This window comes from Croceimicrobium sp. (assembly GCF_965228705.1).
Lineage (GTDB): Bacteria > Bacteroidota > Bacteroidia > Flavobacteriales > Schleiferiaceae > Croceimicrobium.
On sequence record NZ_OZ245832.1, the window covers coordinates 2,641,011 to 2,655,573 of the forward strand.

The 14,563-nt window shown below is 43.6% G+C and carries 14 protein-coding genes; 8 read left to right on the forward strand and 6 right to left on the reverse strand.

Annotated features, from left to right (window positions below):
* Positions 1 to 25: 25 nt before the first annotated feature.
* Positions 26 to 400, forward strand: coding sequence for a DoxX family protein (locus ACO05P_RS11955; RefSeq protein ID WP_421751156.1), 375 nt, complete (start codon positions 26 to 28; stop codon positions 398 to 400).
* 61 nt (positions 401 to 461) lie between these two features.
* On the opposite strand, the gene ACO05P_RS11960 is transcribed toward ACO05P_RS11955, so the two are convergent.
* Together ACO05P_RS11960 and ACO05P_RS11965 are read right to left on the reverse strand one after the other, a co-directional pair.
* Entirely contained in the window at positions 462 to 1,283 is an 822-nt protein-coding gene (locus ACO05P_RS11960; protein WP_421751158.1) for an oxidoreductase, read from the reverse strand.
* Between the two features lie 47 nt (positions 1,284 to 1,330).
* On the reverse strand, positions 1,331 to 1,852 hold the full coding sequence (locus tag ACO05P_RS11965; RefSeq protein WP_421751160.1) for a TetR/AcrR family transcriptional regulator: 522 nt from the start codon (positions 1,850 to 1,852) through the stop codon (positions 1,331 to 1,333).
* 102 nt (positions 1,853 to 1,954) lie between these two features.
* Here ACO05P_RS11965 and ACO05P_RS11970 point away from each other — a divergent pair, with 102 nt between their 5' ends.
* The 6 genes from ACO05P_RS11970 to ACO05P_RS11995 all read left to right on the forward strand — a co-directional run bounded on the left by ACO05P_RS11970 (position 1,955) and on the right by ACO05P_RS11995 (position 7,709).
* Positions 1,955 to 2,518, forward strand: a complete 564-nt coding sequence (locus ACO05P_RS11970) for a sigma-70 family RNA polymerase sigma factor (protein ID WP_421751162.1) — start codon at positions 1,955 to 1,957, stop codon at positions 2,516 to 2,518.
* On the forward strand, positions 2,515 to 2,778 hold the full coding sequence (locus tag ACO05P_RS11975) for a hypothetical protein (RefSeq protein ID WP_421751163.1): 264 nt from the start codon (positions 2,515 to 2,517) through the stop codon (positions 2,776 to 2,778). The genes ACO05P_RS11970 and ACO05P_RS11975 overlap by 4 nt, the downstream gene beginning before the upstream one ends.
* A 54-nt stretch (positions 2,779 to 2,832) precedes the next feature.
* A complete protein-coding gene (locus tag ACO05P_RS11980; protein WP_421751164.1) occupies positions 2,833 to 3,252 on the forward strand; it encodes a hypothetical protein in 420 nt (139 codons plus the stop codon).
* Positions 3,253 to 3,328: 76 nt separating this feature from the next.
* The gene (locus ACO05P_RS11985; protein ID WP_421751165.1) at positions 3,329 to 3,931 is read left to right on the forward strand and encodes a peroxiredoxin-like family protein; all 603 of its coding nucleotides are present in this window, start codon (positions 3,329 to 3,331) and stop codon (positions 3,929 to 3,931) included.
* Positions 3,932 to 3,987: 56 nt separating this feature from the next.
* Complete coding sequence (locus ACO05P_RS11990; protein ID WP_421751166.1) at positions 3,988 to 6,762, forward strand: PD-(D/E)XK nuclease family protein; 2,775 nt, start codon at positions 3,988 to 3,990, stop codon at positions 6,760 to 6,762.
* The gene (locus tag ACO05P_RS11995) at positions 6,762 to 7,709 is read left to right on the forward strand and encodes a pyridoxal-phosphate dependent enzyme (protein WP_421751167.1); all 948 of its coding nucleotides are present in this window, start codon (positions 6,762 to 6,764) and stop codon (positions 7,707 to 7,709) included. The genes ACO05P_RS11990 and ACO05P_RS11995 overlap by 1 nt, the downstream gene beginning before the upstream one ends.
* On the opposite strand, the gene ACO05P_RS12000 is transcribed toward ACO05P_RS11995, so the two are convergent.
* The 4 genes from ACO05P_RS12000 to dprA form a co-directional block, all read right to left on the reverse strand.
* Positions 7,706 to 10,399, reverse strand: a complete 2,694-nt coding sequence (locus ACO05P_RS12000; protein WP_421751168.1) for a hypothetical protein — start codon at positions 10,397 to 10,399, stop codon at positions 7,706 to 7,708. The two genes, ACO05P_RS11995 and ACO05P_RS12000, sit on opposite strands and share 4 nt — an antisense overlap.
* Before the next feature lie 6 nt (positions 10,400 to 10,405).
* The gene (locus tag ACO05P_RS12005; RefSeq protein WP_421751169.1) at positions 10,406 to 11,245 is read right to left on the reverse strand and encodes a GLPGLI family protein; all 840 of its coding nucleotides are present in this window, start codon (positions 11,243 to 11,245) and stop codon (positions 10,406 to 10,408) included.
* Positions 11,246 to 11,377: 132 nt separating this feature from the next.
* Positions 11,378 to 11,749, reverse strand: coding sequence for a response regulator (locus tag ACO05P_RS12010; protein ID WP_421751170.1), 372 nt, complete (start codon positions 11,747 to 11,749; stop codon positions 11,378 to 11,380).
* Between the two features lie 47 nt (positions 11,750 to 11,796).
* Positions 11,797 to 12,915, reverse strand: a complete 1,119-nt coding sequence (dprA, locus tag ACO05P_RS12015) for a DNA-processing protein DprA (protein WP_421751171.1) — start codon at positions 12,913 to 12,915, stop codon at positions 11,797 to 11,799.
* A gap of 124 nt (positions 12,916 to 13,039) precedes the next feature.
* On the opposite strand from dprA, the gene ACO05P_RS12020 reads away from it, so the two are divergent.
* Positions 13,040 to 14,539 carry an SPOR domain-containing protein gene (locus ACO05P_RS12020; protein ID WP_421751172.1) on the forward strand — a complete coding sequence of 500 codons (1,500 nt, stop codon included), beginning with the start codon at positions 13,040 to 13,042 and terminating at the stop codon, positions 14,537 to 14,539.
* Positions 14,540 to 14,563 lie beyond the last annotated feature (24 nt).

A 14,563-nucleotide genomic window follows, 5' to 3' on the forward strand; every position in this document is an offset into this window, starting at 1 on the left:
TCACAGAGACCCTAAATTCTTAAGCATGCAAATCATAAAAATTATAGTTCAAGTTCTATTGGCCCTTATTTTTCTAATGGTAGGTACAATGAAGCTTTTCACCCCCTATTCGGAAATGGTGCTCACCGAAGGTATGACCTGGGCCGAAGAATTTTCAGCGGCTTTTATTAAAACTATTGGCGCCCTGGAGGCCTTGGGAGGATTAGCAATAATCCTAAGCTTAGTACTTAAATCTCTAAAAGTCTTAGTTCCCTTAGCCAGTCTTGGCTTTATGATATTGATGGTTGGAGCAGCCTATACGCATTGGAGTAGAGATGAGCCCATCGCCACCAATTTGATTTTATTTTTTGTTTCTGGCCTGGTTTTTTACCAAAATCGAAGCAGCCTCAGTCGCAAATAGGCATAAAAAAAGGCCGGTGGTTATGAGGCACCGGCCCGATCCATTGTTTAAAAAAAGAGCGCTATTTGAATTGGCTCATGATGATTCTGTCAAAGAATCGATCACTAAAGTAACGACGAATAAAGATCATTGGTTTGGCCAATCTTCCTCCAGCATAACGAGTTTTTGGCTTCGGACTGGCTATAGCTTTGTTTACCAGCCGGGTAATTACGGATGCCGGGGACCCTTTACCATCAAGATATACTTCCTTGGTTGCCTTAGCCACCGTATTGGTCATTTCCTCATAAGCGGTGTCTTTCGCTCGAGCCACCATCGGATCAAGCATAACATCTCCAAACTCAGTGAGAATTACTCCTGGTTCAATTAAAACCACATCAATATTAAATGGCGCTAACTCCAGTCGTAAACAGTCCGACCAACCTTCCAGCGCATGTTTGGTAGCATGATACCAGGCTCCTAAAGGGGTATAGACCTTACCACCAACCGAAGAGATATTGATAATCTTGCCTCTTTTAGCCTCTCGCATAAAGGGCAATACCTTTTGTGTGATGCTAGCCAAACCAAAAATGTTTACTTCAAACTGTCTGCGGGCATCTTCCACCGATACAGTTTCTACTGCTCCATATACAGCATAACCTGCATTATTCACCAATACGTCTATATGCCCTTGTGCTTCAATAATGGTTTTCACTACGGATTCCACTTCGGATTCTTTGCTAATATCCATGGCCAGAGCATGACCCCCCGCTTTTTGAATATCCTCCATTTTATCGATCCGGCGCGCCGCACCATAAACTATATGACCCTGCTTGATGAGGTCCAGGGCAAAATCTTTACCCATTCCTGAGGAAGCTCCTGTTACTAAAATGACTTGCTTTTTCATAATCTAATTGTAAGTGATTAATTACTTATTTCTTGGGGTAAATTTTTTTACAGTAAATATCTTCGGTGCAATAAGCTTTGCACCTGATTTAATTCTTTGGGTTTACGCAGTAATATGGCCGTTACCAAGCCATCGAGAAGTATCATAATTAATTCGGCTTCGGCTTCAGCGTCTTGATAGTGCATTTCCTCGAAAATACTCTTCAGCATGGCTTTCAAAGGTGCTGCGGTACTATCATCATAAGCATCAGTTTGCCATTTCAGGGCATAAATCAAGCGCCAAAAATCATGGTCCTCCGGTGCAACGGTAAAAGCAAAGTCTAATATGCTTTGCAAGCGCTTCCGCGGATTCTCTTCCTGACTAAACTGAGCATACAGCTGATTTACCTTCTCATGACCTTGTTCTAAAACCGCTTGTAAGAGTCCTTCTTTGTTTTTAAAATGCCGAAAAATCAAGCCCTCAGACACCCCTGCTTCCTTGGCCACCTTTGCAGTTGAAGTGCCATCATAGCCCTTTTCTGCGAATAACTGTAGAGCTGTTTTGAGTATCTGTTCTTGTTTTTCTGTCATGGTGAGTAATCACTCACAAAACTACGTTCATTTTTGATATGCACAAATAATTCAATTGTATTTTTTTGAATTTAGTTTCCTTTGTCGCCGAAACCTCAGAACGTGTCCGCACAAATAATAGAATCCTGGATCGATCAATACAGCGATGAGCTCCTGCACTGGGCCGAATACCGTACGGGTGATTCTGCCCTGGCACAGGATATGGTTCAGGAAACTTTTATCGCGGCCTACGAAAATTACCATCAATTTAAAGGCGACAGCAATCCCAAAACCTGGCTGTCTCGAATTTTGCGCAATAAGATTGTGGACTATTTCCGTTCTGCATATTACCGTAAAAATATTTTTGAAGGTCAAGCTTCTGATGATGATGGCCCGGAGCGATCTCATTTTGATACCGAAGAGCATTGGCGAGCTGAAATCTTCCAAAGTGGTTGGGAAGATGATGAGTCTTTGATGGATCGCGAAGATTTTCGAGCCCTGTTTGAGCAATGTCTTATGAACCTTCCGCAAGCTTGGCGCGATATTATAGCCGCTAAATATTTCGCTCAGGAGAAAGGAAAAGACATTAGTCAGGAGTTTAATATTAGTACGTCCAACTATTGGCAAATTATTCATCGGGCCAAGCTGGCTTTGAAGAAATGCCTAGAAGTGTATTGGAAATCATGAAGCTCTTACAAACTCTCATATTAAGCTGTAAAGATGCCAGCTCTCTCATCCAAAAAAAGGAAGAGGGAAAGCTCGGCCTTATTCAGGGTCTGCAGCTACGCGTGCATCTAAGTGTTTGTGTATTCTGTCGCCATTACGAAAAGCAAAGCGGTCGTATCAATGAATTTATCGACCAGTACTTTAAAGACCGTAAGCCCCAAGCGCAAGAAAAATTTAAGGAAGAGCTTAAAAGCAAAATTCGAGAAAAGGATTCTGCTTAAGTGTAAGGCTTCAGCGCTCCCTTCGTCCTAAAAGCAATAAAAATTATCCCTTTTATGAAAAGTTTATTGCTAAGCCTTAGCCTTGTTTTTGGCCTATCAACCTATCAGCAAAATGCCCCAAGTCCAGTAAGTGCCGAACTTTCGGAAGCACTGATTGTAGTAGTTAATACTGCAGATTGGTGTCCGCTTTGTCAGAAGCATGGCGAAAGAGTAGAAAAAGATATTCTTTCTAAGTTTCAGGCAAACGCCTCCTACCAAATTATCGTTAATGATTTGAGCACCGAGGAAAGCAAAGCGGCCAGTCAGGAAATTCTGATGAAAGCCGGATTGCATAACTTTAGCGCCGAGAATAATGGTACCGGCCGGATTTACTTCGTACATCCCACTTCCAAGCAGGTACTCGATAAAATAAGTGTTTCAAAAAGCACTGAAAAGATTAGCAAGGCTTTTACCGAAGCCCTTGAAAATATTTAAAGAAGAGCGGGCCGGGACTTTTTCTTGGTTCTTCTGACTCGGCCCGTTCTTTATTCTTCCTTAATTCCATTTGAATATGTTACGATATCTTTTTAGCGCTTTATTCTCTTTAGTTCTATTTTCGGCTTGTAGTCAGGATTTAGACAGTGTTCAAGGTCTACCAGTTGGTGCCAAAGCCCCTTTGCCAAGTTTGCAAAATGAAGAAGGTCAAAAAATCTCCTTAAGTCAGGCGCTCGAAAAAGGCCCCATCGTTTTAATCTTTTATCGTGGTCAGTGGTGCCCCTATTGCAATCGACATTTATCCGCTTTAGAAGCAGTTCGTGATTCGCTGGAAGCTGAAGGGGCTCAACTTTTTGCCATATCCCCAGAGAAACCAGAATATCTACAAGAAATGCAAGCGAAAACGGAAGCAGGCTTTACCCTACTTTACGATTCTGCCTATCAAACGATTCTGGCCTATGATCTGGCCTTCTTACCATCAGCCGGAACGCGTTTTAAATACAATACCCTCCTTGGCGCCGATCTCAGCGAAGCCCATGGCGACGAGCGAGAGTTACTACCCGTACCAGCAAGCTTCCTGATCGATCAAAAGGGGATCATTCGTTGGCGTCATTTCGATCCTGACTATACCCAAAGGTCTGAGCCCTCCGAAATCCTTAAAGCCTTGAAAGCACTCTAGGATTTTGATTGCGACCTAGCGCCTTTTTCCCGTTCTTCGTAGAAAAGACCTCCACATTGAGCTCATTTCTCGATCAAGTTGCGCAATTCCTGCTCAACCAACCTCTTCCCCTCCATCGGCAAACGGTGGTATTACCCAGCCGTAGGGCAGGAATTTTCTTGCAAAGAGCGCTGGAGTCTCAGTTGGAAAAAGCCCGTTTAGCGCCGCGCCTTTTGAGTATCGAAGAGTTCATTTTTGAGCTAACGGCTTTAGAGCCCGTATCGCGACCCGAACTCTACTTTAGGCTCTTTGAATGCTTGCGTAATTCGGTGCGCCCGGATCTGAAATTTGAAGAATTCAATCGCTGGGGCCGAGCCCTACTGCAAGACTTCAATGAGATTGATCGCTACCTAATTGAACCTGATCAAATCTTTTCCTATCTGGGTGATCTGAAACGCATTGAGCAGTGGAATCTTGAGCCCGGCGAACATACTCGCATGCTCGATGATTACCTTAAGTTCTGGCCCGCTTTAGCGGATGTTTATAAAGAGCTTAAACAAAGTTTGCTGGCCGAAAGCAAGGCCTGGCAAGGTTTGGCCTACCGAGTATTTGCAGAGAAAATTGAATTCGAAACCGCGGCTATAGCCAAGGAATATGAGCAGTTCTATTTTATTGGCTTTAACGCCTTAAATAATGCCGAGGAAAAAGCTTTGATGCATCTTTATGAAGCTGGTTTAGCCCAGTTTTTCTGGGATGTCGACCGCTATTATTTCGATGATTCGGAACAAGAAGCCGGGCATTTTTTAAGGAATTCGCCTTTGGTGAAGCGTTTGCAAAAACACGATTCCTTTTATGGTTTGCATGATGCATTAGCCCATGGTACCCGAAAAGTGGAGAGCATCGCCATTGCCGGATCCAATCTTCAATCCATTGTGGCCAGCAACCTCCTCAGTGAACAAAGTGAAGAAGATCTCGCCCACACGGCCATGGTTTTAAGTGATGAGGCCCTCTTACCTGCTTTTCTAAATAACATTCACCCTCAGTTTCCCAGCCTCAACCTCAGCATGGGACTAGGGCTTCAACATTCGCCTTTAGCCGGTTTTTTTGAAATTTTGCTCGACTTTCCCCTGGAGGCAGAACGCAACGGCAAAAAGAATGGTAAGGGCTGGGCCCGCTTTCATTTTAAACGCTGGGAAGCCTTGCTTAACCATCCGATCACCCATAAAATCGCTGGTTCATCAGCCTATCAACTTCAAGAGATTAGGGCCGAAATGCATCGAAAGAATGCGCTCTACGCTAGCCTCCCGGACCTAGAACTTGAAAAATTACTCGCCCCCTTATCTGCTGATTTTTTCAAAGCTGATCAAAGTCAAGCCGCTCAATACCAGAGATTGGCTGAATTCTGTGAGACGAGTTTAAACTTATTGGTAGATCAATCCAGCTTACAGGAAGGCCTTTTTGCCTTTTACCAACTCTTTAAACAAACGGCAGACACCCTCAACCGCTTTCCCTATCTCGAGAATTTCGAACAAAGCTTACAATTTTACCGAGAGCTTTTACCCGATTTAGGCATCGACCTGCGTGGGGAACCACTCCAAGGCATGCAGGTAATGGGTTGGCTGGAAACTCGCTGTCTAGATTTTAAACAAATTGTGGTATTGAGCTTAAATGAGGGCGTTTTACCCAAAGGGCGTTCCGAAAGTAGCCTACTCCCCTTTGATGTTAAGCGCAAATTTGGTTTGCCTACTTACCTCGAAAAAGATGCGGTTTTTGCCTATCACTTCTACCGTCTTATGCAAAGGGCCCAAAAGATTTATCTATTGCACAGCACCTCGACTAGTGGAATTGGAGTAGTAGAACCTTCCCGATTTGTACGTCAATTGGAATTGGAATGGCCTCAAAAAAACGCTCGGCTCCAATTCATAAACCAAATCGCTACAGCTCGAAGTCAGGAGGGCAAAGCAAAGGAGCAGGTCCTAAAAAGCCCGGCCTTAATGCAAAGATTAGATGAAATGGCCGAACGTGGGTTTTCACCCAGTAGCCTGTATCTCTATTTAAAGGACCCCCTTCAATTTTACTATGAAAAGGTTTTGGGGCTTAAGCCGGATGAGAGCTTAATGGAGGAACTCGACCTACCCGCACAGGGAAATGTGCTACATGAATTTCTGGAATTTGGATTCAGTCAGCCTAAGCCCGAAGATCCCGATACCCGAATTCCATATACTCCTGATCCCGATGGGCCCTTTTTTAAGGCAGACCTAAATCAGCTAAAATCAGAATTGCGAAACTTGATGCTGAAACATGTTCCCGGCTTACCTTTGGATCAAGGACCCAATTTATTGCACCTGGAAAGCATGAGTTTTATGCTGCGTAACTTTCTGAAATTCGAAAGTGCACGCCTTAAAAAACTGGGGACGACTTGGCAGGTATTAGCCACCGAAAAAGGCCTGGAAGGTCAAATAAAACTTGCCTCCGGTCGCCAGATTAATTTGATTGGTAATGCCGACCGTATTGATCAAGAAGGCAATCGAATTCATATTATCGACTACAAATCCGGAGCTAAATCCAAATACGATTACAGCATTTCCACCCTGGAGTTCGAGGCCTTTGTAAAAAAGCCCCAGGCGATTCAGTTACCCATGTATGCTTTGATGTACTGGCAACAAAATCCCGAACTGAAAATTCAGGCCTCGGTACTCTCTTTGCGTAAATTGAGTGATAATCCTTTCACCATGAAAATGGAAAAGAGCGCTTTCCTTGATGCCGAAAATCAGGAGGCTATTGTCTCCGTACTGCAAGCTATTTTTGAAGAAATGTTTAATCCGGACATCCCCTTTCAATCGCGTGCCTAATGAAGGATAATTTTAGCTTAGAAGAACTTGTTGAAGCTCAACGATTAATCAGCCCCCATATCCACCGCACGCCTGTTTTAAGCAGCAAAGCTCTCAATAGCATTAGTGGCGCTACTTTGTTTTTCAAATGCGAGAACTTCCAGAAAACAGGTTCTTTCAAAGCTCGAGGAGCCACACATGCTATTCTGCGGCTTTCGGAAGATGAAAAAAGACGCGGAGTAGCTACCCATAGTTCTGGAAACCATGGCCAGGCTCTGGCTTGGGCTGCCCAAAAACTGGGCATCGCTTGTCATGTGGTAATGCCTGAAAACGCGCCTGAAGTTAAAATCGCAGCGGTACAAAATTATGGTGCAGAGGTACATTTATGTGCGCCGAATCTGGCTGCTCGAGAAGCTGGATTAAAAGCCGTTCAAGATAAATTCGGAGCGGTCTTCATTCCGCCCTATAATCACCCGCATATCATTGCTGGCCAAAGCACCGCTGCCACCGAATTATTGGAAGATTATCCCGATTTAGACCTTATTATAAGCCCAGTGGGAGGGGGAGGTCTTTTAGCTGGAACCGCTTTAAGCAACTATTATTTTTCGAAGCGCTGCCAGGTGATTGCCGGTGAACCGGAAGGAGCCAATGATGCTTTTCAATCCTTTTACAGTGGCAATTTGGTAAAAGAGCACCAGACTAAAACCATCGCCGATGGCTTACTCACCACTCTGGGCGAGATCAATTTCCCGATTATTCAGGAATTGGTTTTGGAGATCATCACGGTAAGTGAAACGGAAATAGTTGAAGCCTTAAAGCTAATCTACCAGCGACTCAAAATAGTAGTAGAGCCAAGCAGTGCTGTAGCTCTGGCAGCCATTTTGCAACAAGCTGAGCGCTACGAAAACCGCCGCATCGGAATCATCCTCAGCGGCGGCAATGTGGATTTGGCTAAACTGCCTTTTTAAAGATCATAGCGCACTCCCAGCAGTAAATAACGGGGTAATACATTGTAGGCCGTAGTGCTAATCAAGTTGGCACTTAAGGCATCTTCACGAATGAAAGTAGTATTAAGCAGGTTCAATGCTTGAAGGCTAAACAACCACTTACTATCCTGTTTTTGATATTCTAAACTGGCATTTAAGAAGTCGTAAACCGTGCGGGAAGAACCTGGGTTTCCATAATTATTGTAGCTATAATCTGCTCTTAAAACAAAGTCGCTGGCAATAACCGCAGTTACCTCTACGCTGGGCGAATGATTGGTATACACGCTATTGCTGCGGGCTCCACTGTAATCGTTTTGTGAATAACGGTACTGCAATTCAATATTTGGCCACTTCTTAAAGTTGGTTCCAATTTCGCCGCTATAGTTCTGCGAGAAAGTATTGTTCACATTCGTTCTACCGTTCACCTCATTATTTACAGTGGAATAATTAAGGTTTACCCGACTTTCCAATCGGATGTATTTAAACTTCTTAGACCAGGAACCAAATCCGCTCAAGTTCTCATTATAGCCATTGGCATTAATCGGACTAAAAACCTGTTGTAAACCAATGTACTGTACTGCATTGTTGATGGGGTCCAAACTCCGGGAATAATTAATCCCCGCAAAAAGAGTAGTAAAATTGAAGAGGTTGAAATCGCGGTAGAATAAACTCACATTGTGCACTCGCGCAAAATCCAAACTGTCGTTACCGGTAAACAAACTGTTATAAGAACGAAGGATTACCCCATCCATAATTTGATTCACATCATTAAACTGTGCTGACATGGAGTAACGCAAATCCAAGCCCTTGCTGGTGCTAAACTCATAACGCAATAATGCATCGGGCAATAACACTTGATAATCGCGTAAATCCTCAGTACCCGCTTGAAAATCCCTTACTTGATAATAATGGAAATTTGCCCCGGGCCGGAAGGTTAATTTGCCCAATTTGGTTTTATAATGCAAACCTCCAAAACCATCCAGCAGACTGAAGTCGACCGTATTTTGCAACAAAGGATTTGCGAATTCTACAGCATCCGACACCTCACCCTCTGCCAGGCGGTTGTTATAATCCTGAGTATTGTATACGGTTCCCAGGTTAAATTCGAAGTGGTTGCTGCCATTCAAGACCCAATAATAACTAGCTCTACCTTCCATGCTTTCGCTTAGTACTTCCCTAGTCTGCACTAAGCGATACCTATTAGTATCCAGAAATACGAAAGGCTGACCAAAAGGCAGTTGCTGTGATTGCATAGCAAAGGTTGGGTCCTGATACTTGCGCGTGTGTTGCAATTCCACGGCAAAAACATTTTCCCCTTGGTTGCGGAAGAACTCTAAATTTTGTTGGATTGACCAAGGGCGCTTGGCCTCTTGAGTGCCTAGATTATTGCTAAAGTTAAAATCGCTGAAGCTGGAGTACAAGCGAGAGGTATTTAATTGATCTGATACCTTGAGAAATACATCGTAATTCAAATAGGTTTCTTTGCTAGGCTCATAGGTTACCGAGAACTTCGCCAGGGCCGCAGTAGAATGCTGGTAGTTTTCCGTAGTTAGTTCTTCAACCCCTCCGCCAATACTATCCAAACCAATGTAAGTCCGACTGGTCGTATAGGGGCTGCTCACCACATTATCACTACCAATCACAAAACCCGAAAGGGTAAGATTTTTCTTGGGCGAATAGCTAAAATTAGCCGCTCCAAAACGGCCGATTACCTCATCCGCACGATTGTTTAAACCCAGGGGAATTCCCAAATCGTCTTGTGCAAAATTGAAATTGAAGCCGGAGCGAGAGCTCAAATTCCGAAAGCCACCACTAAAGCGAAAATAGTCACGAGCTGTAAAGGCTGCCTCACCAATATTATTGATATCACCAATAAAATTAAAGCTGGCTTTAGGGGAATAGTAAAAAGCATTTCCATGTGCGTAATAGCGCTCGGGATCACCCACTTTTGCTTCGGCATCTCCAAACCAAAGGTTCTTTTTCCCTTCTTTCAGCTTGATGTTTAGGGCAATTCGATCATCAGAACTTAGGCCCTGCAAGGGCGAAATCTCCTCATAATTGCGCAGCACCTGTACCTTATCGATGGCATCTGCCGGAATGTTCTTGGTGGCTACCTTGGTATCTCCATCAAAGAATTCCTTGCCTTCCACCAGTACCTTTTCAACCGTTTTACCTTCCACTTTTACCTGACCATCATCATCAATCTCAAAACCCGGAAGTTTCTCAATAACATCTTCCAACTTCTTTTCTTCACCAGTGGTAAAGGCATCTGCTTTATAGCTAATGGTATCACCACTTACCACAATGGGCATTTCTTCAACTACCTCTACTTGCTGTAGTAATTCGGAATCTTCTTCTAATGGTATCTTACCTAAATCACGGTCCTCAGAATTAAGAACCACCAATAATTCTTTGGGCTTATAACCCAGATAGCTGAATTTGAATAAATACTGTTTATTGCCTTCCAACTGAAAGCGAAATTGGCCCTCGCTATTGCTAAAGCCATAAGTTACCATGGAGCTGTCATCAGGGTTTAAAACCAATATATTGGCCATTTCTAAACCCGCCTGATCACTACCAACCAAGGCTCCTCGAACATTTACCTTTTGAGCAATAGCGCCCAGGCTCATCAAAAGACCTAAAATTAAGAGCCCGATCTTCGAATTATTCATAACTGCCTATCTACCAATAGTAACCTGAAAAGAGCCACGGTGGCCACCACCCCGACCGCCAGGACCATTGCCAAAGTTCTGTTGCATTTCCTCTAGTTTGCGAGCAGTCATTTCCTGGAACTCCTGTGCGTTTACTTCCTCGCCATCGGAGGGTTCCTTAATTTCTATGGGCTCTTTGGTATTCAAGCTTACCTTGGTACAGAGAATGGTGGTATTACCATCATTCACCTCCAGAATTAAACCTGGTAAACCATAAAAACGACCCGGACCGTGAGAAATGGGAATCTGCATGGTAAACCAAGCTACAATATTAATGGTGTCAATTACGGTACTGTCTCTAAGTCCATTTTTAGGGTCGCCGGTTAATTGTGTCGCCTCGCGGATCCGCATGGCAGTTGCTTTTTGACAGATATAGTTTCCTATGGATTTCGTTTCCTTTCCGATAGTCCACTCCAGATTATCGAGACTATCCTGAATTAAAAACACCTTTCCTAAAAACTCGGTTTGCTCGGTATAACGTTGCTCCTGTAAATTCTTATAATAGGTTCCAGAACCGCCGGTAAACATAGCGAGCATGCGCATTCCTCTATGTTGTCCTTCTTTCTCCAGCTCTACTACTTCCTCATAAATAGATTCATTGCGATTAAAGTCCAACTCATATTCTTTTTGAGTGGCTTTGGCGATGTTGGCTTCCATCATTTTTTTCTGCTCAGGGCTCAATTGATCCCCTTCGATTTTTAAATCGAGTGATGTTGCCGTTTTATAGGTAGCAGTGCCCCCAATGTTCTGTGATTGCCCATATACCGTTATAAGGCATAAAGCAAAAAGGTAAGTGATTCTGGTCATGGTACTTATTCAAATTGAAGCCAAATATCTTTTATCAGCCTAAAGTTCAATGTTAGAGGCCTGTTAAAAAGAATGGTTTAATCAAAGATTTGAAAAAGTAAAGGATTAAAAAACAGGCTTAATCCTAATTTTTTAAGAAGTATGACGACCAATAATTTCTTGAAGTGCTCCTAAATCAATGGGTTTGGTGAGGTAGTCGGCCATGCCTGCTTCAATAAACCTTTCGCGATCACCATCCATCGCATGGGCAGTAAGAGCAATAATCGGAGGGGCAGACTCGCCCATTTCATCTTGAATTCTACGGGTAGCTTCCAGACCTCCCATGATGGGCATTTCTATATCCATAAAAATGAGATCATAGGCACCGCTTAATGCGGATTCTAATGCGGCCTCTCCATTAACGGCAAAATCGAGATTAAAACCCTGGCGCTTGAAAAGTAAATCGGCCAATTTGCGATTAATCTCATTGTCTTCGGCCATTAAGAGTTTCAGGTCTCCCCCCATAAAATCTTTTTAAAGCGCTCAAAGCTAACTAATAATTCTTTGATTATTCAGGACTTCAGTCTATAGCGCGGACCAGGCACTGTTTCCAGCAGACCCTTTAATTCCAGACTCATTAAAATGCGCAAGCACTGAGCCCCGGTTATTCCACATTTACCTAGCAACCAGTCTAAACTTTTAGACTCCTTTTCAGGGACCAAAGCATCGATTAATAATCGTTCATCAGGACTTAAATTCTCAAATAATTCCAGCTGTTTCTTTTGCGCCATTGGACTGATGGCCTCCCAACGCATGATATAGGATAAATCTCTGGCTCCTTCCAGTAAATAGGCTCTATGACTTTTAATCAGAAGATTACAGCCTTCACTATGCGGATCATGAATTCGACCCGGCAATGCAAAAACATCGCGATTGTACTGATTGGCAAATTCTGCAGTTATTAGGGCCCCACCCTTGCGGGCTGCTTCAACCACTATTACCGCATCACTCATGGCTGCAATAATGCGATTGCGCTTGGGAAAATTTTCCCGATCTGGATTGGTCCCGGTAGGAAACTCGCTTAGCCATGAACCTCCAGCCTCTACTATTTCCGTAGCCAATTTGCGATGCAGTGCAGGATATATACGATCAAGGCCATGCGCCAAGACTGCACAATTAACTATACCATTGTCCAAGGCTTTGCGATGTGCACAGGCATCCACACCATAAGCCAGGCCACTAAATATTAAGAGATTAAGACTTTGAGCCTCTTCTAAAAACTGATGCAAAAAATCACGACCATAATCCGTCATATTACGGGTTCCTACAATCGAAATGCAGCGTTTTGCATTAAGTGGAGTGTGGCCCTTTTGAAACAAAACCACGGGTGCATCCTCGCAGTGCCGCATCCGCCTGGGATAAGCCTTATCTTCAAAATAGTGAACGGCCCAGCCTTTATTATCTGCCTCAGATAATTGCTTTTCGGCTTCCACTAACTTTCGGGAGCGGCGAATCTCTTGAACCAAGAAACTGCCAATTCCCGGAATCCGCTCTAAACTTTGTTTTGATTCCTTGAAAACCGCTTCAGGGCTACCGCAATGGGCAATCAGTTTACGTGCTCGAACGGGCCCAATGCCGTCCATCAGGCTCAATGCCAAAGCCGCAGCTTTAGCTTCATTAGAAAATTTCATAGAACAGGTTAAGGTTGACAGAAAGGTACAAATAATCGAAAAAATGAGGCCCCACGCCAGCTAAGCCTGGATGAACAAGACATTTTTACTACTTTTGAATTTACGGAATTAAGAAAATCCTCAAATGGTAAAGCATACAATCGACCACTACATCAGCAATTTGTTGTATTTCAACGAGTGCGTGGTAGTACCGGGGTTTGGCGCCTTTCTTACGCGCTATTTCTCGGCTGAGGTCAATTCGGCTACCCATATGTTCCGTCCCCCTTCCAAACGAGTAGCATTCAATGCCCGCATTCAGGAGAATGATGGATTACTGGCTAAGCACATTTCTAAAACCGAAGGAGTGAGCTATGAAAAGGCCATGGAAAGCATTGAAATTTCTGTACGAAGCTGGAAAAAAGTTTTACGTGCAGGACGAAAAGTAAACCTAACCGGAATTGGTCGTCTTTACATGAGCGACACCGGCAAATTGCAGTTTAACCCGGCCCATGATATCAATTATGATATTCAATCCTACGGCTTAAACATCTTTAGAGCCAACGCTATGGAAAGAGAGCAGGAAATTAAGCGCAGTGTTAATAAGGCTATCGAAAAGCATCAAGGTAAAAAGGTGAAATCGAAAGAAGCACCTAAAGAGGATACCAAAGTGCGCCAAGTCAATTTCCGTCGCTGGGCAGCTGTTTTAGGTCCGGTTGCTGCAGCCATGCTGGTAGGCGCTTACCTCTATGTTACTCCCGGAAGCTTCAACACGGTTAAAGAACAAGTGAGTGGCATCTTTATCAACAATTCGCAGGATACACTTGATAATCCCACTTATTCTAATATTGCCTCCAATGAATCCGGTTTAGGATTCCAGGAAAATGAAGGCCCTCGTCTTAATGGCGACTATGGCCCCGAAGATGATGTTCTCAACGAAGATCTTGAGTCCAATACAGAAGAGGAAAACCCTGCTGTTGAAAGCGAATCTACATCCGCAACAGAGGATGCCACTAACCTAGAAGCTAATTCGGAAGAAAAGACAGAAAATCCCGATTTGGTGGAGCTTCCTCAAGAAGCTAAAGATCTAGCGGCGAGTGAATCCCCGAAGGACGAAAACAGCGAGAGCCTGGTAAAAGAAAATTCCAAAAAAGTTCGCTATAATTTCTCCGCCAAAGGAAAGCCACTTTACAATGTAAAAAAGCGTCCGGAGGACATGGAGAAAAGCACTAGTAATTCTAGTACTCCCAAATACAACTCTAAAAGTTCTGAGCAAGAAAGCTCATGGACCGCTCAACCAGCCATTGCTGCCGAGTCGAACAGGGCTCCTGCTCAACCTATTGTTAAAGAAGCTAAGACTCCTACCAGTAGCGATAAGGTTGAGAAAAAAGTAATTAGTGAGAATTCATCTTCTAATTTGGCTACAGCCGGAGAATTCCAGGTTATTGTTGGTGCATTCTCCTCCTCTTCCAATGCTCAAAATTATGTGGAGCAATTAAAAGGACAGGGCTGGAGTGCTTACAGTTATCGTGCTGGTAACCTGAATCGGGTAGCGATCGGAAAGCTTAAAAATCGCAATCAAGCCAATAGCTTATTGAATCAAGTTAAGCAGCAAGTTAACAGTCGCGCCTGGGTGAACCAATTGTAATAGCTTACTTTTGCCGAAAATTCC

Coding starts and splice junctions, on each gene's coding strand:
- ACO05P_RS11960 (WP_421751158.1), bottom strand. CDS start 1,283: ATGAAAAAGCAAGTCATTTTAGTAACAGGAGCTTCCTCAGGAATGGGT.
- dprA (WP_421751171.1), bottom strand. CDS start 12,915: ATGAAATTTTCTAATGAAGCTAAAGCTGCGGCTTTGGCATTGAGCCTG.
- ACO05P_RS12010 (WP_421751170.1), bottom strand. CDS start 11,749: ATGGGGGGAGACCTGAAACTCTTAATGGCCGAAGACAATGAGATTAAT.
- ACO05P_RS11955 (WP_421751156.1), top strand. CDS start 26: ATGCAAATCATAAAAATTATAGTTCAAGTTCTATTGGCCCTTATTTTT.
- ACO05P_RS11985 (WP_421751165.1), top strand. CDS start 3,329: ATGTTACGATATCTTTTTAGCGCTTTATTCTCTTTAGTTCTATTTTCG.
- ACO05P_RS11965 (WP_421751160.1), bottom strand. CDS start 1,852: ATGACAGAAAAACAAGAACAGATACTCAAAACAGCTCTACAGTTATTC.
- ACO05P_RS11980 (WP_421751164.1), top strand. CDS start 2,833: ATGAAAAGTTTATTGCTAAGCCTTAGCCTTGTTTTTGGCCTATCAACC.
- ACO05P_RS11975 (WP_421751163.1), top strand. CDS start 2,515: ATGAAGCTCTTACAAACTCTCATATTAAGCTGTAAAGATGCCAGCTCT.
- ACO05P_RS11995 (WP_421751167.1), top strand. CDS start 6,762: ATGAAGGATAATTTTAGCTTAGAAGAACTTGTTGAAGCTCAACGATTA.
- ACO05P_RS12000 (WP_421751168.1), bottom strand. CDS start 10,399: ATGAATAATTCGAAGATCGGGCTCTTAATTTTAGGTCTTTTGATGAGC.
- ACO05P_RS12005 (WP_421751169.1), bottom strand. CDS start 11,245: ATGACCAGAATCACTTACCTTTTTGCTTTATGCCTTATAACGGTATAT.
- ACO05P_RS12020 (WP_421751172.1), top strand. CDS start 13,040: ATGGTAAAGCATACAATCGACCACTACATCAGCAATTTGTTGTATTTC.